Here is a 22,309-nt window from a genome sequence, read left to right as displayed (position 1 = left end):
CTACCCGCCTGTTCACCGCCTACACGTGTCAGTTACTGCCGAAAGTTCTGGCAGTAACTGACACTTTCACGCTACCGTGGCGTCGTGGACACACTGACCACGCGCGCCGCGAAGGACCTGCGCACCCGCCTCGCGATCCAGGAGGCGGCCATCACCCTGTGCCTCGACCAGGGCTTCGCCGCCACGTCGACCAGGGCGATCGCCGACCGCGCGGGCGTCTCCGAGCGCACGCTGTTCCGCACGTTCGGCACCAAGGCCGCGATCTTCTGGTACGACGCCTTCCTCAGCCGCGTCGTCCGCGCGCTCACCCCGGACCCCGATCCCGTCGCCGCGCTGACGAAAGCGATCCGCACCGCCCTCGGCACGGTCACGCCCGAGCAGTGGGCGCTGGAACTGGGCCGCCGCGCGGTGATCGTCCGGGAGCCCGACCTGATCGCGACCGGCACGCAGGAACTCAACGCCGGTGCCGCCCGGATCGCGGCGGTCCTGACCCCGCCGCTCGCCTCCCCCGCCCAGGCCTTCGACCTGGTGCTCTTCGCGAGGTTCGCGGTGGCGGGCATGGGCGCCGTCCCGGTCCACGCCGGCACCACCCCGCAGGCCTGGGGCGCGGAACTGGAACGAGTCGTGCACAAGGCGGCACACGGTGCGCTGGAGCAGCCATGAAGCTGATCACCGACCCGAACACGCTGGCGAACCTCAGCCACGACGAGGCCGAGTGGGCGCCGGCGGGCACCCCGCACGCGGCGTTCCGGCCCGAGTCCACCGAGGACGTCCAGGAGGCGGTGCGGCACTGTGCCGCCCACGACATCCCGATCGTGCCGCGCGGTGCGGGCACCGGGCTGTCCGGTGGCGCCAACGCCGTCGACGGCTGCCTGGTCCTCGACCTGAGCCGGATGACCGGGATCGTCGAGATCGACCGGGACGACCTGCTCGCCGTCGTGCAACCGGGCGTCGTGAACGACGACCTCAAGAAAGCCGTTGCCGCGCAAGGACTGTGGTATCCACCGGACCCGGCGAGCTCGCCGTGGTCGACCATCGGCGGCAACGTCGCCACGAACGCGGGCGGCCTCTGCTGCCTCAAGTACGGCGTGACGCGCGACTACGTCCTGGGCCTCGAAGCGGTGCTGGGCGGCCCCGTCCCGTACGGCACGGCGGTGCGGCTGGGCCGGCGCACCACCAAGGGCGTCGCGGGCTACGACCTGACGAGCCTGCTCGTCGGCTCCGAGGGCACGCTGGGCGTCATCACCGAGGTCACCGTCCGCCTCCGCCCGGCCCCACGCCCGCCCGCGACCGTCGTCGGCTCCTTCGACAGCCTCGTCGCCGCGGGCCGGGCCGTCGCGCTCAGCACCGCCCGGGGCCTGCAACCCGCCGCCCTGGAACTGATCGACCGCGCGTGCCTGCAGGCCGTGGAGGACTGGAAGCACCTCGGCATCGAACCGGACACCGAAGCCATGCTGCTCGCGAAAGCCGAGACCGCGGACGACGCCGACGGCCTGGAGGCGGCCTTCACCGACGCGGGCGCGGCCTGGACGGAACGGTCGACCGACTCGGCCGAGGCCGAAGCCCTCTTCGCCGCCCGCCGCCTCACCTACCCGGCACTGGAACGCCTCGGTCCGCTGCTGACCGAGGACGTGTGCGTCCCGCGCTCCGCGATCCCCGCCATGCTCGGCCGGATCGAGGAGATCGGCGCCCGGCACGACGTCCGGATCGCCACCATCGCGCACGCCGGCGACGGCAACCTGCACCCGTTGCTGATCACCCCGCCCGGCGACGACAACGCCCGGCGAGCCGCCCAGGCGGCGTTCGAGGACATCATCACCGAGGCGCTGGCCCTCGGCGGCACGGTCACCGGCGAGCACGGCGTGGGCCTGCTCAAGCGCGACGGCATGGTCCGCGAACTGGGCCCGGACGCGCACGCGCTGCACCGGGCGGTCAAGCAGACCTTCGACCCCCTGAACCTCTTCAACCCGGGCAAGGCCTGAAGGAGGCAGTCATGCGAGTAGCGGTGGACGGCGGAGACCTGGCCGTGGAGATCCACGACGGCGACACCACTCCGGTGCTCGCGGTCCACGGCGTGAGCGGCAGCCGCAAGCTGTGGAACCGGGTGGCCGCTCACGGCTTCTCGCTCGTCACCCCCGACCTGCGCGGGCGCGGCGACAGCCACACCGTTCCCGGCGCCGGCATCGCGCAGCACGCCGACGACATGATCCGCGTGCTGGACGCGCTGGAACTCCCCGCGGCGACCGTGATCGGCATGTCCATGGGTGGTTACGTGGCCGTGGACCTCGCCGTGCGCTTTCCGGACCGAGTGCGCGCGCTCGTGCTCGTGGACGGCGGCCTCCCGATGGCGGCACACGCGCACATGACCCCAGAACTCCTGGAAGCGGCCTTCGCTCCACAAGTGGCGGCCCGCGAACGCACGTGGACGGCCGAGGAGTACCTCACCGTCCAGGCGGCGCTGAACCCGTTGATCGATGCCACCGACCCGTTCCTCCGCGAGTACTTCGCCCACGACCTCACCGAGGACGGCCACCTCAGGCTCCCGGCCGAGACGTTGGTGGCCGACGCGAAGGACGTCATCTTCGGCACCTCGCGCTGGCAGGAGCTGACCGTGCCGACGTGGTTCGTGCACGCCGAGTGGAGCACCGGCCCGGACACCCCGCCCGCCTACACCGCCGAGCAGGCCGCCGGGTTCCGGGCCGCGCTCCCGGTCCTGCGCGAACCGGTGCTGATCAACGAGGTCGACCACGGCGGCACCGTGATGACCAGGTCAGGCGCCGCGGTGACGGCCGAGGTGCTGGCGGAAGCCCTCGAGTAGTCGCCCGCCCCTGACGTCTCCTGCACCACACCTCCTGGTCTTCAGCCTGCCCGCGAGTTAGTGTGTACACCAATGATTAGTACACCAAGCATCCCGGAGAACCCGCTCGAGCTCGAGCGGCAGGTCTGCTTCGCGCTGGCCGTGGCCAGCCGGACGGTGATCGCCGTGTACCGGCCGATCCTGGAGCCGCTGAACCTCACGCATCCCCAGTACCTGGTGATGCTGGCGCTCTGGGAGCGGTCGCCGCGGACGGTCAAGGACCTGAGCGGTGCGTTGCAGCTCGACCCCGGCACGCTCAGCCCGCTGCTCAAGCGACTGGAGGCGATCGGGTACGTCGAGCGGCAACGGGACAGGACGGACGAACGCGCACTCGCCCTCACCCTGACCGAGATCGGTCAGGAACTGCGGAACGAGGCGCTCAAGATTCCCTTCAAGGTCGTGGAGCAGCTCGACATGACGTTCGAAGAGCTCGCGCAGCTGAACCAGGTGCTGCACAAGGTGATCGCGAAGGCGACCCGATGACGCCCAACCTCGCGCTCAAGGTCTGGTACTACGCGGGCGGGCGGTTGCCGCAGCAGTACCGGGAGTTCGTGTACGACGACGTGACCGGTCCGAAGTGGCTGCTGCGGTTCACCGTCCGCAGTCTGGTGCAGGTCACACCGCTCACGACGGCCATCACGCTGGCGCTCGTGTTCGGGCTCGACTCGCCGTGGCCGCTGGCAATTGCGTGCGGTGCGCTCGGTTTCGTTGTAGGACTGTACTTCGCCTTGTCGTATGCACCTGAAAGTGTGGACTACCGGCTGACGAAGTACGGGTACCCCAGAGGTTCGGCGACTCAGGGACGCCGGGAGCGCAACGCCGCCAAGGACAGCGTTCGACAGGCGAACTACGACGCGGTCTGGCGGCGATCCGAAGGGTAGAGACCCATGGCCTTGTTGAGCGATCAGTTCGAGTTCACGAGGCCACAGGCGCTCACCCTCACCGCGGGCGTGCTGCAGTTCGCGCTGGGCTGGTTCGACGTGTTCGGTTTGGACCCCAACTACCACGTGATCCAGGTCGGCGTCGGTGCGCTGGGCATCGCGATGGCGTGGCGGCACGATCTCGCGCGCATGTACGGACTTCTTCTGCTGCTCGGCTTCGGCATGTTGGCGTTCTCGCTCAACGACGTGACGACCGAGAGCTTCCTCGAGGTCCGCACGGCGTTGATCGGGCTCGTCATCACGCTGGCCAGGCCGGCAAAGCGCGCTCCGCGCTGACGTCGCGGTCCACCGAACGCAACGCCGTCAGCGTCGCGTACCCCTCCGCCAGCAACGCGGTGTCCGTTCCGGGCACCAGCGACTGTTCCGAGTAGACGTGCACCAGTTCGACCTCGCCGTCGCCGACGTCGTCCACCCTGCTCTGCACGGCGCCGAAGCGGGCCAGTTCGGCCCAGCGCAGTCCGCGCACCTCGGCCACGTTCGGCACGTTCACCGACAGCACGGTGGCCGCGGGCATCTCCAGCAACGCCGGCAGCACCACGCGCACCACCTCGCCCGCCTTGTCCCACAACGGTTCGGGCGCGTCCAGCCCCACGTCGAGGGACACGGCCATCGCCGTCACGTCGTTCAGGTGCGCGGTGAGGGCGGCGCCGACGGTGCCGGAGTGCACGATCGCGCGCCCCACGTTCGCGCCCAGGTTGATGCCCGACAACACCACGTCGGGCTTGCCGCCGAAACCGCCCCGGCACGCGATGAGCGAGATCAGGCCGGGATGGGCCGCCACCGCGTACGCCTCGACGTCGAGGTGCGGCGACGTTCGGCGCTCGCTGACCACGCGGCCGTCGTCGCCCAGCGCAGCCACCGACGCGCTGGTGCCGCTGGCCTGGGACGTGGGGGCCGCGACCACCACGTCCAGGCCGGACTCGAGCGCGGCCGAGGCGAGGGCCCAGAGGCCGGGAGAGTCGATTCCGTCGTCGTTCGTGATCAGCGCGCGCATCCGCTCATTCCTCGATCGGCTCCAGTTCCACGCGGCGGCTGAGTTCGCGCACGGCGTCACCGCTGCCGCTGCCCAGGCCGTGCCTCGTCACGTTCACCGCTCCGGCGGCCGCGCCGAGCTTCACCGCGTCCGTCAACGACATACCCAGCGCGAGGCCCGCCGAAATCCCCGCGGTCATCGAGTCTCCGGCGCCGCGCGTGTCGACGGGCTCCAGCTTCGGCATCCGCACGAGGTACAACCGGTCTTCGAGCAGCGCCAACGCCGGATCGTCGGCACGCGACACCACGACGCCGTGCACGCACGAAGAAGCGATCTCGCGAGCCTTCTCGATCAACTTGGCCAGGTCCTCCTCCCCCAACTCCTCGTGCGAGACCTTGACGACGTGCGGGCCGCCGCGCACGGCCTCGGCCAGCCGGTCACCGGCCAGGTCGACGATCACGCGGCAGCCGTTGGAGGTCAGGTCGGAGGTGAGGCGGAAGTACGTCTCGTGGGGCAGCACGCGGTCGTCGGAAGGCCCGCTCAGCACGGCGGTCCCGGCGCGCATGCCCTCCACCAGGGCGAGTTCGTAGACGTCGTCCAGTTCGTGCCGGGACAACGCGTCGGGCAGCATCTCGACCATCTCGGAGCGGCTGCCGTCGCGCCGGTCGTGCACGTAGGCGCCGTTGCGCGCGGCGACCAGACGTGACTTCAGCTCGACGTGCTCGCCTTCCAGGAGCGTGTGCAGCACACGGCCTGTCTCACCGCCGAACGTCGCGCACACGACGGCCTCGACGCCGAGGGCGGCGATCATCCTGGACTGCCAGAAACCCTGGCCGCCGGCGTGCAGGTGCACGTCCGGCTCACCGTCGAGGTCCTCGACGGTGACGGTCAGTTGAGGGGACGGGGCAAATACGGCAACTCGGGCATCCACGACGTACTGGTACCCGGTGCGGGCGGAGTTCACCCGCACCGGATCGTGCGGAGATCAGCAGGCGCCGCCGTCACGCCAGACGCCCCACTGACCGGTGGTGCCGGGCTCCTCGCCCCGCGTCCACCACTGCGCGGTCCACTTCTTGCCGTTGTGCGACACGACGTTGCCGCCGGTGTAGACCTTGTCGCGCTCCCACGCGGGCTGGGTGCACGGGCCGGGGCCGGGGCCGCCGCCGGTGTCCCACGGGACCTGCGTGGACTTGTAGAAGTTGATGCCCATCGCGGTCCAGCGCGGCCCCTGGGCACCGAGCCTGACCTTGAACTGGTCCCAGTTGTGCGTCGACCACGGCGACCAGCCCAGTTCGGCGATCGCGCCGAGCCTCGGGAACGCCATGAACTCGATGTCCTTCGCCGTCACCAGCGTCTCGCTCCACAGTGGAGCCTCGACGCCGTGGACGGCGGACTCGGGCACCCCGCTCACGTGCGTGCCGGGGTTCCAGTCGTACGCGGTCTGGACCTCGATCAGACCGGCCCAGGACAGGCCGAGCGGCGTGCTGGAGTTGTACTTCATGTCCAGGTACGCCTTGTTCGCGGGCGACATGATGACCTTGTGGCCCCGCGCGGCCGCTGCCTGCACCACGGCGTTGGACGTCGAGGTGCCCCAGTACTGCGGCATCGTGGCGGTGTCGGTCGTCGTCTTCACGAACTCGTGCCAGCCGAGCGCGGTCTTGCCGTACTTCTTGACGATCGGCAGCGTGCGGTCCATGAACGTCTGGTAGTCCGCGTCAGGCGTGGAGTGCGCCTCGTCGCCGCCGATGTGGAAGTACGGGCCGGGGGTGAGCGCCGCGATCTCGCGGATCACGTCGTCCACGAACTGGTAGGTGATCTCCTTGTTCACGCACAGCGAGGAGTAGCCGACCTCGATGTCCGTGCGCAGCGGCGGGGCCTGGCCGTTGCAGTTGAGCTCCGCGTACGACGCCAGCGCGGCGTTGGTGTGCCCGGGCAGGTCGATCTCGGGGATCACCGTGATCTTGCGCGAGGCCGCGTACTGCACGATCTCGCTGTACTGCGCCTTGGTGTAGTAACCGCCGGGGCCGCCGCCGACCTGCGTGCTGCCGCCGTACGTGGCGAGCCGCGGCCAGCTGTCGATGACGATCCGCCAGCCCTGGTCGTCGCTCAGGTGGAGGTGGAAGTAGTTGATCTTGTACAGGGCGAGCTGGTCGATGTAGCGCTTGACCGTCTGGACGGGGTGGAAGTGGCGGGCCACGTCGAGCATCGCGCCGCGGTAGGCGAACCGCGGGTGGTCGACGATCGTGGCACCCGGCACGGTCCACGGACCGGCCTGCGTGGTCGTGCTCTCCACCTTGGCGGGCAACAGCTGCCGCAGCGTCTGCACACCGGCGAACAGGCCCTCCGAGGTGTTGGCGCGCAGGACGATGGTGTTCGCCGCCACGTCGAGCTGGTAACCCTGCTGGCCGACCGTGCCCGGCGCGCCCGAGAGCAGCAGCGAGATGCCGTCCGCCGGCGTGCCGGACGCGTCGGACACCGGGAACGCGTAGCCCGTCGACGGCCGCAGGACGCCGGCCAGGAAGGTGCCGACGTCCCGCGCGGCCGGAGCTGTGTAGATCTTCGTGCCGGCCGTGAGGGTGTGCGTGACACCGCTCTTGGCCTGCACGGACACGGGGACGGGCACGAGGCTGTTCAGTGGTTCCGCGGCTTGCGACTGCGCGCTCACGGACAACGCCGCTGTGACAGCGATGACCGCGGCGAGAACGCGAGTTCTCACGACTCCTCCTCACGAGTCGGGGGCGGCGACCCTGTGCCCAGCGTGCTCAAACATCCCTTTTGCCGTCAATGGTCTGGGCCAATTCTTTGTTCGAGACCGACGCCGCGGGCGCCGCCCGTTCGGCACAATCACGTGGATGGGGGACTTCCGGAAACTGATCGAAGACACCGTGCCGCGGATCGAGGCCCTGATCCCGGCCGACCCGGCCGCGCTGATCGGCCGCTACACCACCCGCAGGACCGAGAACCACGGCTGGGCCGTGCCGATGCTGCAGCAGGCCCTGCAGCAGTTCCCGAGCCTGCCCGCCGAACGCCTGCTGGGCGCGTTGGAACTCGCCGTCGCGGGGCTGGACCTGACCGCGCCCGCCGACATGGTCACCGGCCTGACCACGCCGCCGAACGGTGCCTTCGGGATCATGAGCTTCGAGGGCCAGAGCGCCCTGTCCTCGCCGACCAGGCTCGTGCTGGCCCTGCACCGGGGCATCGGTGAGCTCGTCGTCCGGCACGTCCGCGCGGCCGTTCCCGACCAGAGCGGCATCACCGGTGACGAGGACGCGATCGTCGTCCAGCGCGGCCGGGCCCACCTCGCCACGGCCGTGGTGGTCGCGCGGGCGGTCCTGAACGCCGTCGGCACCCCGTTCGCGAAGGACCCGGTGGCGGCCGTCGGGTTCGGCATCGCCGCGACCGCGGAGATCATTCCCGACGTGCCGATGCCGGCCGCGTACACGCAGGCGTTGCTGGAGAAGCGCCGCCGCGACTACATCGGGATGTCCTGGCCCACCAAGGCATCCGTGTCGAACCACCAGTTCGCGCTCGCCGAGCAACCGGGAGAGGCGGCGGACTTCGGCGCCACCGGCCTCGCCGCCCCGATCGAGAGCGGGTTCGCCGTGCGCACCGGCATCGAGGAGGGCGAGGTCGACGTGTCGGTGCGGACGGTGATGCAGCCGCCGGAGCCGCAGGACCTGGAGCCCTGGGACGAGGTCGTCGAGATCAGCTACACCGCCGTCCACGGCGACGCGAAGCTCGGGCACGGCAGCACCGCGCCGTGGCCGGGAGAGTTCCGCGCGCGGGTCTGCGCGAGCGGCAGGGACGACGACGGCGAACGCTACGAGCTCACCATCTGGCAGGCGCCGCAGGCGGATCCGGCGGTGCACAAGGCGACCGACCGCGTCGGGCACGCGCTGCGGGGCGAACCGCTGCCACCGGCCCTCCCGCGACCGGATCGGCCGTACCGGTGGATCGAGGAGGAACTCCCGGTGGCGGCCACCGTCACGATCGTCACCGGGCTCGACGTGGACGACGTGGTCGGCCACTTCGACGGGGACTCGTTCGCGATCGAGGTCGACGGCGGGGTGCTGGTGGTCGAGCACAACAACTACCAGGGCTCCAACGCGGCCGTGCTGGAACACCTGTCCCGCAACGGGAAGGCCGCGAGCCACTACTGGAACGTCAACCGGCTCACCCGGTTGTCGTTCGCGCGGGGCGGTCACCTGCTCGGCGCGTGCGAGGCGATGGGCGAGACGGACTTCGGTGACGACCCCGAGGTGCTGGAGGCGTTGCGGGACATCGACTTCACGGACTGGCGGCACACCGACGCCAAGGGGGTCGCGGCGGCGGTGAGGTTCACCGGCACCGCGATCCCCGAGGCGGACGTCCGCGCCGCGATCCAGGACTCCGTTCAGTAGCTCGGCAGGCTGAGACCGTTGACGACGGCGGCGAAGTCCTCGGTGGGCGCGCCGCCGTTGACCTGGTTCTTCAGCGCTATCTCCTGGTTCGCCAGCACGTACGGCCGCAGGACCTCCTCGTAGCGCCGGAAAGCGGTTGCCGGGTTCTTCGCGAGCTCACCGGCGAGCACGTACGCGCCGACGAGCGCCATGCTGGTGCCCTGCCCGGACAACGGCGACCCGCAGTACCCGGCGTCGCCGAGCAGCACGACGTTGCCCGTGGACCAGGAGTCCATCCGGATCTGGCTCATCGAGTCGAAGTGGAAGTCCGGCGCCTCCCACATGTGCTTCACCGCGGTCGGCCACACCCACCCGGCCCCTTCGAACTTCGAAGCCAGCAACGCCCTCTGGGCGTCGACGTCGCGGTGGTCGAAGTCCACCTCGCCGTTGAACCCCATGTACACGCGGCACTCCGAGTTCGACCGGGCGCTCATGATGCCGCCACCGATGACGTCGCCCTGCTGGAACGTCTGCCAGTGGTCGAGGCCGAGGAAGTTCGGCGCGGTGAAGACGGCGAGGTTCAGCCCGAGGTGCGTGATGAAGTCCTCCTCGGGACCGAACGCGAGCCGGCGGACGTTGGAGTGCAGGCCGTCCGCGCCGACGACGACGTCGAAGTCGCGCGGCGCCGCCTTCTCGAACGTCACGCGGGTGCCGTCGATCGCGGTGATGCTGTCGCCGAACAGGTACTCCACGCCCTCGGCCGCGTCGAACAGCATCCGGGCCAGGTCGTCGCGCAGCAGCTCGACGTCGGGGCTCGACAGGTCGCCGCCGCTCAGGGTGTGCGTGGTGGAGCGGAACAGCTCGTTGCCGTCGGCGTCCACGACGTTCATGCCGCGCATGTTGGTGCTGGACGACCGCAACCGGTCGCCGAGCCCCATGCGCTCGATCACCTCCAGCGCCGGGCCGCGCACGTCGATGGCCTGGCCGCCGGGCCGCATCCCCCGGTACCGCTCGACGACGGTGACGGCGAAGCCGTGATGCCGCAGCCAGTGGGCCAGGGCGGGTCCGCCGATGCTGGCGCCGGAGATCAGGACGTTCCTCATGGTGTTCCCCCTGTGAGCCGGTGTGTGCTCACAAGGTGCCGACCGGCGCTGACCATCGGCTGACCGTCCGCCGTCAGCGGTGGTCAGGGTTTGACGGCGACCCCCGCGAAGGGCACTTCGTTGATCTCCGCGTTGGCCGCGAAGTCGCCCGTGCCGTCCGGCCGCCACGACGGGCAGCCGACCAGTCCGGGCTCGACCAGCTCGAACCCGCCGAAGAACGCCATCACCTCGTCGTGGCTGCGCGGGAACGCCTGGTTCGCGCTGCTCTTCACGTTGTAGGTCTGCACGGCCTCGTCCATGCCGGCGGGCTTGGCCTCGGCGGACGCGTGCGACACGGCGAGGAAGCTGCCGGGCGCGAGCCGGTCGCGGTACTGCCCGACGATCGTCACCGGGTCCCACTCGTCCGGCACGAAGTGCAGCACCAGCAACATGAACAGGCCGACGGGCTGGTCGAAGTCGAGCAGCTTGCGGGTCGGGTCGGCGTTGAAGATCGCGTCCAGGTCGCGCAGGTCGGCCTGCACCACGGCGGTGTTGCCGTTGCCGGAGAGGATCAGCTCGCTGTGCGCGACCGCGACCGGGTCCCTGTCGACGTAGACGACCCGGCAGTCGGGCGCCTCGGCCTGCACGATCTCGTGCAGGTTGCCGACGGTCGGGATGCCGGAGCCGATGTCGAGGAACTGCCGCACACCCCGTTCGACCATGTGCAGTGCGGCCCGGCGCAGGAACGACCTGTTCAGCCGTGCCGCGTCGCGGACGCCGGGCATGATCTGCAGGATCTTCTCGCCCAGCGCGCGGTCGGGAGCGAAGTTGTGGCCGCCGCCGAGCCAGTAGTCGTACACCCGAGCCGGTGACGGCACCGTCGTGTCCACACTCGGGGGAACCCAACCGGAGTCGTTGCTCACCGACTGAGCGTACTTGTGTGCACCAGCCTGGCGGACTCCATGAGCATCCGATCGTGTGTATCTGCTCGCCACCACTGGACGGATGGCCCTAGTTTGTTCGGGGTCGCACGAGAGGGTGGTGGTGATGCCGAGCGTCACGACGGTGCCGGGCCGCTGGCCCCTCGTCGGGCACTCCGTCAAGCTGCTGCGCGCACCGGTCGAGTTCCTCGCGTCGTTACCCGCCAACGGGGACGTGGTGAAGGTCTTCCTCGGTCCCCTGCCGGTGCACGTGGTCACCTCCCCCGCGCTCGCGCTGGAACTGCTGGCGTCGGACAAGTTCGACAAGGGCATCGTCTTCGACAAGATGCGCCCGCTGTTCGGCAACGGCCTCGCGACGTCGAACGGCGCGTTCAACCAGCGGCAGCGCCGGATGATGCTGCCCGCGTTCTCCCGTGCGAGGGTCTCGACCTACGCGGAGAACGTGATCACGACCCTCGCCACCGAACTGCGGGACTCCTGGCACGACGGGCAACGGCTCGAGGTCGACGCCCTCATGCAGGACTTCGTGATGACCGTCGCCGGGCGCACGTTGTTCTCCGCCGAACTCGGCCAGGAGGTGCTGACCGAGGTCAAACGCTCCATCCCGATCATGCTCAAGCACGTGCTGGTGCGCGCGTTCTCGCCGGGCTTCGTGGAGAAGCTGCCCCTCAGGGCGAACCGCGAGTTCGACGAGGCCGCCGCCCGCCTGCGCGAGGTGATCCCCGCGGTCGTGCTGAACGCGCGGGAGGAGGGCGCCGACCACGGCGACCTGCTCTCGGCCCTGCTCGCCGCGCGCGACGCGGACACCGGCGAGGCGATGACCGACGAGCAGGTCACCGACGAGGTCGTCACGATCCTCACCACCGGCGCCGAGACGACGGCGGTCGCGCTGGCCTGGTTCTTCCACGAGGTCGGCACCAGACCCGCGGTGCGGCGGCGGTTCCACGCCGAGGTCGACGCCGTGCTGGGTGACCGGCCGGCGACGTTCGCGGACGTGGCGGAGCTCGAGTACACCGGCCGGATCATCAACGAGGTGCTCCGCCGCACCCCGCCGGTGATCCTCATGCGCCGGGCGCGCGAGGACGTCGAGATCGGTGGCGTGCTCGTGCCGAAGGGCTCGGAGATCGCCGTCTCCCAGCACACCCTGCACCGCGACCCGCGCTGGTTCCCCGATCCCGACGGGTTCGACCCGGACCGCTGGGAACCGGAACGGGCGGCGAAGCTGCCCAAGGGCGCCTTCATCCCGTTCGGCGCCGGCTCCCGGTTCTGCCCGGGACACTTCCTCGCCCACACGGAGATCGCGATCGCCGCCGCGACGATCGCGACCCGCTGGGACCTCGTCCCCGTTGCGGGACAACGCGTCTACGCCCAGGTGAAGGCGACCATGCAGCCCAACCAGCTACCGATGGTCGCACGCCGAAGGAATCAAACACAGAGAAAGCCTCAAGCGTGAAACTGCTCCCCGTTCTGGCGGCCGTGCTGGCGCTGACGTCGCTCACGCCCGCCGCGCACGCCACCGGCGCCGACTGCTCGCTCACGACGCTCCCGGTGTCCGGTCCCACCGGCACCGCGACGGTCTCCGGCCAGCTCTGCACACCCGCGGGCGCGAACCCGGACACCGTCCAGCTGCTGGTGCACGGCGGCACGTACAACCGCGCCTACTGGGACCTGCCGGGCGTGCCGGAGTCCTACTCGTACCAACGCACGATGGCGCGCGAGGGCAGGGCGACGTTCGCGGTCGACCGGCTCGGCACCGGTGCCTCGTCGCACCCGCTCAGCCTGCCGATGCTGATCTCCGTCGAGGCGCGGTCGATGCACGAGGTCGTGCAGCACCTGCGGGCCGGACGCGTCGGCGGCACGGCGTACCGCAAGGTCGTCATCGTCGGGCACTCCGTCGGCTCGGGCATCGTCGCGCTGGAGGCCGCGACCTACCGCGACGTCGACGGTGTGGTGCTGTCCGGCATGACGCACATGCCGGCGGTCCCGGTGCTCGCTCTCGGTGCGGCACTGGGACTCCAGCCCGCGTTCCTCGACGACGTGCTGGCACGGCTGGGCAGCGACCCGCTCTACTTCACGACCCGGCCGGGCGCGCGGGCCGGGTTGTTCTACGCGATGGGCGACGCCGACCAGGCCGTCGTGAACGCGGACGAGGCCACGAAGGACCAGGTTTCCGTGCCGGGCATGGGAACCGTCGCGGTGTTCGGCATCGTGCTGCCGACGACGCTCGGCATCACCGTCCCGGTGTTCCAGGCGGTCGGCAGCGAGGACGTGTTGTTCTGCGGCCTGCTGGCGTTGCGCGACTGCTCGAACGCGAACTCGTTGCGCGCCCAGGAAGCTCCTTACTACGCACCGGAAGCGCAGCTGCAGACGTACGTGCTGCCGGGCGCGGGGCACTCGCTCGGCCTGCACCGCAACGCGGAGGACTACCGAGCGGCGACCCGCGCCTGGCTGAGCTCTAAGTTCGGGATGTGAAGCTGAGCGACGCCGTGCCGAGGCCGGAGGGTCCCCGGTGGAACACCGGGTGCCCGCCGGTCTCGTCGTAGCGGCTGGTCTCCTCGTGCCAGTGGATGATCCCGGCGATCCAGTCCTTCAGCTCGTCGGCGTACCGGGTCAGCCCCGCACGCGCTCCCGAGTCGAGGCGAAGATCGTCGAACAGGCGCGGCAGATCCGTTTCCACCGACCTCACGAACTGGCCGAGGCGGGCGTCCATCAACGCGTACGTGATCTCGAAAGCCCTCGATTGGGAGACCCCGAGGAAGTTCTCGACGACCCGGACCATGTTGTGCACCTCGCCTTCGTGCTGAATCTCCTTCGAGTACGAGAAGACGTCGTTCAGCATCGTGCAGTAATCCATGGCCGACCGTTCCATGGTCTGCACGACCCGCGTTCCCCACAGCTGCGGCGGCACGGTCGCGGAATGCGAGAACCGCGACAGCGAGGTCGTCAGCTCGGACCCGAACGTGCTGCGCCGCATTTCCACGTAGTCGACGGGATCGGGGATGCGGTTGAAGTGCATGTTGATCACTTCCCACACCCACGCGTCGAGCATCGCGTCCACGGTCTCGCGGAACGTGGCGCGGAACCCCGAGGTCATCGGCCCCGCGGTCCGCTGCCAGAGATCGGTGAGCGACACCTCCATCGCGTTCGCGGGAACGATCTGCGGTACCAGGTCCAGGGGCATGCACGCCTTCAGCCGCGCCGTTTGCGCTTTCACGCCGGCGAGGTTGCGTGAAGTGCCGTACCAGAGCGGGTAGACGTCGTCGGCGTACGTGCCCCAGGTGAGCCAGCAGCCGGACAGGAACAGCTCCTGCGGTGTCGCGTCCGGGTCGATGCCCGCCGAGCAGAGCGGGAAGTCGAACCCGCGCACCTTCTCCTCGGTCCAGACGCCCTCGCCGGTCATGCCGTGCTCGACGGCCCACGCGACGACCTCGTCCCGCGCCTGGTCGAGGTGCGGCGCCAGGGTCAGCGGGAACGGCACGTCGAAGCGCGGCAGCGTGTACGGCTCGACGGTCTTGGGCGTGCTGGAGAACTGCCTCAGCCGTTGCGGCATCGTCTTCGCGAACGAGCCCAGGACGCCGGTCCGGGGCCGGGGCGCGGCGTTCATGTACCGGGACGACCGCAGGTGCCACTCGTGCCCGCCCGCCTGCCAGTCCTGCAGGCCCTTCACGTACCCGAGGACGGCCGCGCGCCCGATGAGGTCGATCGCGTGCTCGTCGAGCAGGATCGGCACCTCGGTGAGCGCCGTGTGCTCGAACTGGTGCAGCCGGGACGTCAGCAGGTCGTTGACGGCCTCAGCGGCGTCCTGGGTGGGCAGGCCGAGGAACTTCTCGAACACCAGCACGCCGTTGGACAGCTCGCCCTCGTCGAGCACCTCGCGTTCGTAGGAGAACAGGTCGTTGCGCAGGTGGACGGCGTCGCTGAAGGTGTCCCGCAGCACCCCGATCGGCCGTGACGACGCGATCGAGGCCGGTACCTCGAGGCCGACGGCGTGCTCGACGAGGTTCGCGCTCCACGGCGCTCCCCCGACCTTGCGCCGCATCTCGACGTACTCGATGGGGTTGGAGAGCCGTTTCGAGCTGATGTTGTGCAGCTCCCACATCGACTCGTCCAGCAGGTGCTCGGTGTTGGCGGCGAACCGTTCGCGCCAGTCGAGCGAGTGCCTGCCGACCGTGCGGCGCCAGAGGTCCGCGAGGCCCTGCTCGACGGGGTTCTCCGGCGTCGCCGTGATGACGCCGTCGACGGGCATGAACAACGGCAGCCGGTCGAGGTGGGCCTGCGCGCCCGCGATGTCCGGGTCGCGCTTGTAGAGCTCGACGAAGTGGTCGTCGAAGTAGAAGACCCACACGTACCAGTCGGTGATCAGGTCGAGCGTCTCCCCGTCGCAGTCGGGGTGGGTGTAGGCGCACAGCAACGCGTAGTCGTGCGCCTCCAGGTCCTCCGCGGTCCAGATGACCGCCCCGTGCTGCGGCACGTCGACCATGTCCATCTCGCGCGCCCACGCCCTCGTGTGGGTGCGGGCGCGTTCGAGGTTCGGGTTCAGCCTGGCCGGGTGGGGTGTGTAGAACTCCGGCAGCTGGAACGGCTGCATGTGCGTTGGACCTCCGCGCGTCGGGCTGGACGCACTGCACGCAACCAGCCCGGCGCACGGAAACGCCAGATGGTGAAACCTTGATCCACACGAGCGTGGATCAACCTCGCCCGTTCAGCCCAACGAGGTCAGCGCACCAGCGACTGAGCGCTGAGCTTCACCGCGAACGGGAACTGCAACTCGATGATCTCCTCGCCGTCGGAACGGCCCTGTTCGACGTACCCGCCGTTTTCGAGGTGCAGGCACCGCAGCCACGGACTGTCGTAATCGATCATCCAGTAGTTCGCGCAGCCGACTTCCTGGAACTTCGCCCGCTTGAGTTCGAGGTCGACGTGTCGCGTGCGCGGCGACAAGACCTCGACCGCCAGCACCGGCGGCCCGATGAGCGCCTGCTTCGAGAACTGCTCGCGGCGGCCCACCACCAGGTCGGGGATGAAGACCGTGTCGTCGGCGAGCACCACGTCGACCGGAGCGGGGAGGACCTCCAGCTCCGGTGGGCAGGCAGCGGTCAGCGCCACCAGCAGTCGGGCGACGACCCGCTGGTGGACCGGTCGGGGTGAGGGGCTCATGACGAGCACCCCGTCGACGAGTTCGAAACGGTGCCCGTCATCAGGCATCGCCTCCAGGTCCGCCCACGTCAGCGGTCTGCCGTGGGGAAACGTCGGGACACCACCCATGGTGCGTTCCACCCCCGTGTCGAGGCCACTGTCCGCCGGACGGATCCCGGCGATGCCATTAGACAAGACTGGTCCGATTCTCACGACTCGCAAGCCCCTTTTGGCCGACCCCGCACCACTGCACGCACACGTCCTCGTCACCACCGTCCCGCTGGGTGAGCGGCGAATGGTCCTGCCGTGGAGACTCTCACCCGGTCGGAGCAGCAAGATGGTTTCAATCGAACAAGTGGCTAATTTTTGATCAATTTTCGGGCGATTTTTGATAACGCGATCCACCCCGCCAATTGCTCGCGAATGCGACCCTAACGGAATCTTACGGGGGAGCCAAGCACTCGGTTGGAGCAATAGCTCACACCAAGCTCACCTCGACAAGATCGAAAAATGCTCCGCGCATTTCCCGCGGTAGGCCGGATCAGTCGGTTTCGATCTCGCACAACGACCGCGCGTAGGCGTGCAGGAGACCGGGCACCCGGTACCGGCCGCCGCCGTGCGCCTCGATCAGGCTCGCGCTCTCCAACGAGGACAGCGGGCCCCGCACGTCGTCCACGCCCATCAGGCCGGACGCGGTGCGGGCGGTGAAGTCGTTGCCGGGCAACGATCCCAGCTGCCGGAAGAGCTTCGCCGCGTCCGCCGGCAGCGCGCGCACCGACCGTTCGAACGCCCCGGTCACCGCCGCCCGCCGGTCGCCGTTGATCGCGAGCAACGCCACCCTGTTGCCCCGCACCAGATCCGCGACGGCGTCGGTGATCCGGTCGGGCCCGAGGTTCGCGACGGCGATGCGGATCGCGAGCGGCAGGTACCCGCACACCGCGGCGAGTTCGGCGACGGCGTCCGGTTCTCCCCCGGTGAGCCTGGTGATCAACGCGTGCGCCTCGTCCGGCGGCAGCAGGCCGAGCTCGACCGGGTGCGCGTCGTCGAGGGCGGTCAGCCCGCGCAGGTGGTTGCGGCTCGTGACGACCACCGCGCACCCCGGCGTGCCCGGCAGCAGCGGCCGGACCTGGTCCTCGCTCGCCGCGTCGTCCAGCACGATCAGCACCCGGCGGTCGGCGAGGACCGAGCGGAACAGTCCCGCCCGTTCCCCTGCGTCGACGGGGATCCGGGCAGCGCCGAGCGCACGCAGGAACTGGGCCAGCACGTCCGTCACCGTCGCGGCCGGGGAGTCGTCGTGCGCCCGCAGGTTCGCGTAGAGCTGACCGTCGGGGAACCGGTCCCGCACCCGGTGCGCCCAGTGCACGGCCAGCGCCGTCTTGCCGACGCCGGGGCCACCCGTGACGACCGCGAACGCGCTCGCGTCCAGTTCGTCCACACAGGCCCCCCGGCCGACGAACACGGCCGGGCGCGCGGGCAGCTGGGCGGGAGCGTCCGGCGCGGGTGACCGCTGCCGGCTCAGGATCGCCTGGTGCGCCTTGCGCAGGCCGTGGCCCGGTTCGACGCCGAGCCCGCTCGCGAGCAGCCGGCGGGTCCGTTCGTAGAGCTCCAGCGCGTCGGCCTGCCGGTCGGACCGGTGCAGCGCCGTCATCAGCTGCTCGACCAGCTGCTCGCGCAACGGGTTCGCGGCCACCAGCACGGACAGGTCGGTGACCACCTGCGCGTGCTGCCCGAGTTCCAGCTGCATCGCGAAGCACTGCTGCGCCACCGCGATCCGGCGTTCGTCGAGCCGTTGCGCCTCGGCCTGCAACGCCCCGCTCGTGAGCCCCTCCAACGCGGGCCCGCGCCACAACGCCAGCGCCTCCCGCAGCACCCGCACGGCCTCCGCGGGTTCGGCGTCGCGCGCCGCGGCCACGTGCCGTTCGAACGTCACCGCGTCGAGCCCCGCCGACCCGAGCACCAGCCGGTAGCCGGGCCCGTCCGTAACGATCGAGGCCGGCGCCCCGAGGGTGACGCGCAGGTCGCCGACGGACTTCTGGATCTGGTGCCGGGCCGTGGAGGGCGGCTCGCCGTCCCACACGACGTCGACGAGGTGCGTCAGCGGCACCACCCGGTCGGGCGCGAGCAGCAGCGCGGCGAGCACCTTCTGCCCGCGCACCCCGCCGAGCTCGAGCCGCACCGCGCCGTCACGAGCCTCCACCGGCCCCAGGATCCCGAAGTCCACGGGCGGCCACGGTAGGGCAGTTTTCCCGGCTCACCGGCCCTGCGGAGCATCGGACCCGCCTTTTCCGAGTATTGCGGTCCGTCTCCGGAAATCGGCCGTGTGCTCGCCGTGGGGACGAGGTGTGGGTGGTGTTGCCGACCCTCGGTGGCGACACCACCGAGGGGAGCACGGGATGCGCAGGACCGGGGACAGGGTCGGGCAGTGGGTGGCGTTCGCCGTGGTGGCGGCGGCCGTGATCACGCTGGTGGCACTGGGGCTGACGCTCTAGCGAGGGTCTGCCGCGTGACCGCGAGGACGCGAGGCCGGTTGCGGCGCTCCGCGGCGGCCACCGCCTGCTTCGCGTAGCGGACGGCCGCCTCCCGGTCGCCGAGCGCGAGGTGGGCGGCGGCGAACTGGTCGAGCACGCGTTCCTCGCTCCACCAGCGGCGCGTGGTCCTCAGTTCCCGGAACCGCTCCAGGTGAGCGATCGACTCGGCGGGCCTGCCGGCGGTCAGGGCTTCGAGCGACAGCGAGAAGTACAGCGTCATCTGCCCGACGTGATCGCGCCCCTCCCTCATCGCCGCCAGCACGGCTTCGTCGTCCGGCAGGTTCGTGTACTCCCGGCAGAGCCTCGCGACGTCCCGTGCCAGCGCCCCGGCGGTGGCGAGGTGGCCCATCTCGTACCGCCACCGGGCGAAGTCGGCCAGGGCGAGCGCCTCGCCCCGCCGGTCGCCGCACTCCCGGTAGCCCGCGAGCGACCGTTCCATGCAAGCCAGGCATTCGTCGTCCCGGAAGGCGTCGAAGTGCACGTGGGCGATGTTGTTCAACGTCACCGCGAGCTCGCGGACGTCACCCGACACCAGTTCGGCTGCTTCCAGCATGTGCGCCAGGGCCTGGTCGGTCCGCCCCAGCTCCGCGTGGTTGATCCCGATGTTGTGCAGGGCGTTGGCCACTCCGGTGGGCGCGCCCGCCTGGCGCATCAGCACGAGACCGCGTTGGAGGAGCTCCATCGACTCGTCGTAGTCGTGCCGCTCGCGCGCGATCATGCCGAGCATCCCCGTTGCCGACGCCTCGCCGCGCAGGTCACCGATCTGCTGCATGAGGGCGACCGCCTCACGCAGGTGTTCCTCGGCCTTCGGGCTGCCGTCGTCCATGTGCGCCGCCCCCAGGCCCCGCAGCGCTTCCGCCCGCGCCTTCAGGTCACCGAGCGCGTGCGCGGCCGCGAGGGCGACGCTCTGCACCTCGACGCGTTCGCGTCCGGATCCGCCCATCCACAGGTAGTGCGCGAACTTGTTCGGCAGTTGCCAGGCGTGCTGGTAGTGCCCTTCGTACGCGGCCAGGTACACGGCGGCTCTGAGGTTGCGCCGTTCCGCCTCCTGCCACGCGAGGGCCTCGACCGGGGTGGTGAACACCAGCGGGTCGACCGGCTCACGGGTCACGGCGGAGTGGAACTTCGGGCGGCCCGGGGCGATCTGTCCGGCCGAGTTCTCCGCGCCGAGCAGGTAGTGGTCGAGGATCCGGACGATCGCCGTGGTCCGTTCCTCCGGCTCCACCAGTGCCTTCGCGTGGTCGGCCAGCAGGTCGTGGAAGCGGTAGCGGCCGTTCTCCTTCTGCTGCACCAGGTGCGCGTCGAGGAGTTCTTCGAGCAGCCGTTCGGCCTCCGCCCGCGTCGTGTCGAGCACGGCCGCGGCGAGGTGCGCGTCCCAGTCCTCGCCGGTGTGCAGCCCGAGCAGCCGGAACAACCGCTGCTGGTCCGCGGTGAGTTGCTGGTAGGACAACGAGAACGCGCCCGCGACGCTGCGTTCGCCCGCGGCCAGTTCGGTGAGCCGGTGCGCGGACAGGCGGCGCACCAGGTCCTGCGCCGACCACGCGGGACGGGTGCGCCAGCGGGCACCGACGATCCGCACCGCGAGCGGCAGATGACCGCACAGCCGGACGATCTCGCGCGCGGTGTCCCCTTCCCTCCGCCCGGCGATGCTCGCCAGCAACTCCAGCGAGTCCTCTTCGGACAGCACGTCCAACGAGATCGTGTGCGCGGCATCGAGGTCCACGAGCCGTCGGCGGCTGGTCACCAGCACGAGTCCGGTACCGGGCAGCAACGGGCGGACCTGGGAGGCGCTGCCCGCGTTGTCGAGCACCACGAGTGCCCTGCGGTGCGCCATCTCCGCGCGCCACCGGGCGGCCCGCGCGTCGAGGCCGTCCGGGATGTCCTGCGCGGGCACGCCCACAGCGGTCAGCAACGCCAGCAGCGCGTCCGACGGCGTGCGCGGTTCGACGCCCTCGCTGTAGGAGTGCAGGTCCACGAACAGCTGCGCGTCGGGGAACCGCCCGGCGAGCCGGTGGGCGGCGCGCACGGCCAGCGTCGTCTTCCCGATCCCCGCCATCCCGTCGATCGCGGTGATCGCGACGCACCCGGACGGCACCGCGGCGATGATCTCGTCCAGGTCCTCGCCGCGGCCCGCGAAGTCGGCGATGTCACCGGGCAGGTCGTTGCGCGCCCTCGGCCGGTTGTCCGCCGTCAGCACCTGCTGGTGCGCCTTCTGCAGGTCCTTGCCCGGGTCGAGGCCGAGCTCCTCGGCGAGCCTGCCGCGGATGTCGTCGTAGGCCTGCAACGCCTCGGTCTGCCGGTCGCAGCGGTGCAGCGCCACGACCAGCTGCGCCCACAACCGTTCCCTGGTGGGGTGCTGACTCGTCAACGACCGCAGTTCGGGCACCAGCCGTTCGTGCGCGCCCGCCCGCAGGTCGGCCTCGATCCGCGCCTCCAGCACCGCGAGGTACTGCTCGGTCAGCGCGGGCACGTGGTCGCGTTCCAGCGCGTCGCTGCCGATGTCCGCGAACGGCCTGCCGCGCCACAACGCGAGCGCCGCGGTCGGTTCCAGCGTGCCGAACAGGTGGACGTCGACCTCGTCGGGCCGCACGTCGAGCAGGTACCCGCCGGGCCTGGTCAGCACCAGACCGGGCAACGCCTCGCGCAACCGCCCGACCGTGGTCTGCAGGGCGTTGCGCGATCCACCGACGAGCTCGACCAGTTCGTCGACGCCCACCACCTGGCCCGCGCGCATCAGCAACGCCGCGAGCACCACGCGCCGCTTGCCGGGAGGGACGTGGACGCGGCGCCCGTCGAGCACCACGTCCAACGGTCCGAGGAGGCCGAACGACCTCACGCCCACTGGTCCCAGTGCACCATCTCGGCGCGCGGCTTGCGCTTGCGCCGCAACGGCGAGGCGCCCTCGGAGATGCCCTCCTCCGCGGAGTGCCCGATCGCGATGACGCCGATCGGCGTGTACATCTCCGGCACCCCGAACGCCTCGCGCAGCGCGGGCCACGTGTCCCTGTCGGTCCCGAAGAACACCGCGCCGAGGCCCTCGTCGACGGCGGTCTGCAGGATCAGCAGCGCGGCCATGCCGGTGTCGATGTCCCAGTACGGCACCGGCCACCTGTCCTCGGTGAGCCCGGCGAAGGCCTTGTCGGGCTCCGCGTACCGGTCGAGGTAGACCTTCTTCGCCGAGAACGGGATGACGACGAGCGGCGCGGTCTTCGCGTCCTCGCCGCTCCACCACTCGAACATCTCGGAGAACTTCTTCAGCGACTCGCCGCGCAGCACCAGGAACCCCTGGCCCTGCGAGAAGCCGGCCGACGGACCGCGCACGGCGTTGCGCATGATCCGCTGGACGCTCTCCTCGCTGACCGGCTCGCCGGTGAACTTGCGCACCATCCGCCTGCGGCGGACCACGTCCTGGAACTCCACGTCTACCCCCAGAGTTGAGTCGACCCCGACCGTAGCAGCGGCCGGGGTCACC

The 22,309-nt window shown here is 70.4% G+C and carries 19 protein-coding genes; 9 read left to right on the top strand and 10 right to left on the bottom strand.

Features of this window, described 5'->3' with window-relative positions; genetic code table 11:
* The first annotated feature begins 84 nt into the window (after positions 1-84).
* The 6 genes from QSK25_RS12175 to QSK25_RS12150 all read left to right on the top strand — a co-directional run bounded on the left by QSK25_RS12175 (position 85) and on the right by QSK25_RS12150 (position 4,074).
* On the top strand, positions 85-663 hold the full coding sequence (locus QSK25_RS12175; protein ID WP_285637983.1) for a TetR/AcrR family transcriptional regulator: 579 nt from the start codon (positions 85-87) through the stop codon (positions 661-663).
* Positions 660-1,982, top strand: a complete 1,323-nt coding sequence (locus QSK25_RS12170; protein ID WP_285637977.1) for an FAD-binding oxidoreductase — start codon at positions 660-662, stop codon at positions 1,980-1,982. The genes QSK25_RS12175 and QSK25_RS12170 overlap by 4 nt, the downstream gene beginning before the upstream one ends.
* An 11-nt stretch (positions 1,983-1,993) precedes the next feature.
* Entirely contained in the window at positions 1,994-2,818 is an 825-nt protein-coding gene (locus QSK25_RS12165) for an alpha/beta fold hydrolase (RefSeq protein WP_285637975.1), read from the top strand.
* A gap of 72 nt (positions 2,819-2,890) precedes the next feature.
* Positions 2,891-3,340, top strand: a complete 450-nt coding sequence (locus tag QSK25_RS12160) for a MarR family winged helix-turn-helix transcriptional regulator (RefSeq protein ID WP_285637973.1) — start codon at positions 2,891-2,893, stop codon at positions 3,338-3,340.
* Positions 3,337-3,738, top strand: coding sequence for a DUF5313 family protein (locus tag QSK25_RS12155; protein WP_285637971.1), 402 nt, complete (start codon positions 3,337-3,339; stop codon positions 3,736-3,738). The genes QSK25_RS12160 and QSK25_RS12155 overlap by 4 nt, the downstream gene beginning before the upstream one ends.
* A 6-nt stretch (positions 3,739-3,744) precedes the next feature.
* Positions 3,745-4,074: a hypothetical protein gene (locus QSK25_RS12150; RefSeq protein WP_285637969.1), complete on the top strand. Its 330-nt coding sequence runs from the start codon at positions 3,745-3,747 to the stop codon at positions 4,072-4,074.
* Here QSK25_RS12150 and surE read toward each other — a convergent pair.
* The 3 genes from surE to QSK25_RS12135 are packed head-to-tail and all read right to left on the bottom strand — an operon-like array spanning position 4,037 to position 7,487.
* Positions 4,037-4,792 (bottom strand): 5'/3'-nucleotidase SurE, encoded by a 756-nt coding sequence (surE, locus tag QSK25_RS12145; RefSeq protein WP_285637967.1) that lies wholly within the window; start codon positions 4,790-4,792, stop codon positions 4,037-4,039. The two genes, QSK25_RS12150 and surE, sit on opposite strands and share 38 nt — an antisense overlap.
* Positions 4,793-4,796: 4 nt before the next feature.
* Entirely contained in the window at positions 4,797-5,735 is a 939-nt protein-coding gene (locus QSK25_RS12140; protein ID WP_285637965.1) for a 1-phosphofructokinase family hexose kinase, read from the bottom strand.
* A 21-nt stretch (positions 5,736-5,756) separates the two neighbouring features.
* Positions 5,757-7,487: a beta-N-acetylhexosaminidase gene (locus tag QSK25_RS12135; RefSeq protein WP_502881835.1), complete on the bottom strand. Its 1,731-nt coding sequence runs from the start codon at positions 7,485-7,487 to the stop codon at positions 5,757-5,759.
* A gap of 136 nt (positions 7,488-7,623) precedes the next feature.
* Between QSK25_RS12135 and QSK25_RS12130 the strand changes: the two genes are divergently transcribed.
* A complete protein-coding gene (locus QSK25_RS12130; protein WP_285637963.1) occupies positions 7,624-9,171 on the top strand; it encodes a DUF6461 domain-containing protein in 1,548 nt (515 codons plus the stop codon).
* Here QSK25_RS12130 and QSK25_RS12125 read toward each other — a convergent pair.
* Positions 9,165-10,253, bottom strand: a complete 1,089-nt coding sequence (locus QSK25_RS12125) for an FAD-dependent monooxygenase (protein ID WP_285637961.1) — start codon at positions 10,251-10,253, stop codon at positions 9,165-9,167. The two genes, QSK25_RS12130 and QSK25_RS12125, sit on opposite strands and share 7 nt — an antisense overlap.
* 83 nt (positions 10,254-10,336) lie before the next feature.
* Positions 10,337-11,155, bottom strand: a complete 819-nt coding sequence (locus QSK25_RS12120; RefSeq protein WP_285637959.1) for an SAM-dependent methyltransferase — start codon at positions 11,153-11,155, stop codon at positions 10,337-10,339.
* 124 nt (positions 11,156-11,279) lie between these two features.
* On the opposite strand from QSK25_RS12120, the gene QSK25_RS12115 reads away from it, so the two are divergent.
* Together QSK25_RS12115 and QSK25_RS12110 are read left to right on the top strand one after the other, a co-directional pair.
* Complete coding sequence (locus QSK25_RS12115) at positions 11,280-12,626, top strand: cytochrome P450 (RefSeq protein ID WP_285637957.1); 1,347 nt, start codon at positions 11,280-11,282, stop codon at positions 12,624-12,626.
* Positions 12,623-13,645, top strand: a complete 1,023-nt coding sequence (locus QSK25_RS12110) for an alpha/beta hydrolase (protein WP_502881834.1) — start codon at positions 12,623-12,625, stop codon at positions 13,643-13,645. Before QSK25_RS12115 ends, QSK25_RS12110 begins: the two co-directional genes overlap by 4 nt.
* On the opposite strand, the gene QSK25_RS12105 is transcribed toward QSK25_RS12110, so the two are convergent.
* From QSK25_RS12105 to QSK25_RS12085, 5 genes are all read right to left on the bottom strand, one after another.
* Positions 13,629-15,761, bottom strand: a complete 2,133-nt coding sequence (locus tag QSK25_RS12105; RefSeq protein ID WP_285637955.1) for a terpene synthase family protein — start codon at positions 15,759-15,761, stop codon at positions 13,629-13,631. The genes QSK25_RS12110 and QSK25_RS12105 overlap by 17 nt on opposite strands.
* Before the next feature lie 128 nt (positions 15,762-15,889).
* A complete protein-coding gene (locus QSK25_RS12100; protein WP_285637953.1) occupies positions 15,890-16,438 on the bottom strand; it encodes a Uma2 family endonuclease in 549 nt (182 codons plus the stop codon).
* A 412-nt stretch (positions 16,439-16,850) separates the two neighbouring features.
* Positions 16,851-18,530: an AfsR/SARP family transcriptional regulator gene (locus QSK25_RS12095; protein WP_285637951.1), complete on the bottom strand. Its 1,680-nt coding sequence runs from the start codon at positions 18,528-18,530 to the stop codon at positions 16,851-16,853.
* Positions 18,531-18,766: 236 nt separating this feature from the next.
* Entirely contained in the window at positions 18,767-21,673 is a 2,907-nt protein-coding gene (locus QSK25_RS12090; protein ID WP_285637949.1) for an AfsR/SARP family transcriptional regulator, read from the bottom strand.
* A complete protein-coding gene (locus QSK25_RS12085; RefSeq protein ID WP_285637947.1) occupies positions 21,670-22,257 on the bottom strand; it encodes a nitroreductase family protein in 588 nt (195 codons plus the stop codon). The genes QSK25_RS12090 and QSK25_RS12085 overlap by 4 nt, the downstream gene beginning before the upstream one ends.
* Between the last annotated feature and the right edge of the window lie 52 nt (positions 22,258-22,309).

The sequence above is a fragment of the Lentzea sp. NBRC 102530 genome (assembly GCF_030269365.1).
Classification (GTDB): Bacteria; Actinomycetota; Actinomycetes; order Mycobacteriales; family Pseudonocardiaceae; genus Lentzea.
Note: the sequence above shows the minus strand (reverse complement) of the source record. Positions and strands in the feature narration are given on the sequence as shown.

Bases quoted from the DNA above. Each gene is read 5' to 3' on its own strand.
- QSK25_RS12165 (WP_285637975.1), top strand. From the start codon at position 1,994: ATGCGAGTAGCGGTGGACGGCGGAGACCTGGCCGTGGAGATCCACGAC.
- QSK25_RS12160 (WP_285637973.1), top strand. From the start codon at position 2,891: ATGATTAGTACACCAAGCATCCCGGAGAACCCGCTCGAGCTCGAGCGG.
- QSK25_RS12130 (WP_285637963.1), top strand. From the start codon at position 7,624: ATGGGGGACTTCCGGAAACTGATCGAAGACACCGTGCCGCGGATCGAG.
- QSK25_RS12100 (WP_285637953.1), bottom strand. From the start codon at position 16,438: ATGGGTGGTGTCCCGACGTTTCCCCACGGCAGACCGCTGACGTGGGCG.
- QSK25_RS12170 (WP_285637977.1), top strand. From the start codon at position 660: ATGAAGCTGATCACCGACCCGAACACGCTGGCGAACCTCAGCCACGAC.
- QSK25_RS12125 (WP_285637961.1), bottom strand. From the start codon at position 10,253: ATGAGGAACGTCCTGATCTCCGGCGCCAGCATCGGCGGACCCGCCCTG.
- surE (WP_285637967.1), bottom strand. From the start codon at position 4,792: ATGCGCGCGCTGATCACGAACGACGACGGAATCGACTCTCCCGGCCTC.
- QSK25_RS12155 (WP_285637971.1), top strand. From the start codon at position 3,337: ATGACGCCCAACCTCGCGCTCAAGGTCTGGTACTACGCGGGCGGGCGG.
- QSK25_RS12150 (WP_285637969.1), top strand. From the start codon at position 3,745: ATGGCCTTGTTGAGCGATCAGTTCGAGTTCACGAGGCCACAGGCGCTC.
- QSK25_RS12115 (WP_285637957.1), top strand. From the start codon at position 11,280: ATGCCGAGCGTCACGACGGTGCCGGGCCGCTGGCCCCTCGTCGGGCAC.
- QSK25_RS12105 (WP_285637955.1), bottom strand. From the start codon at position 15,761: ATGCAGCCGTTCCAGCTGCCGGAGTTCTACACACCCCACCCGGCCAGG.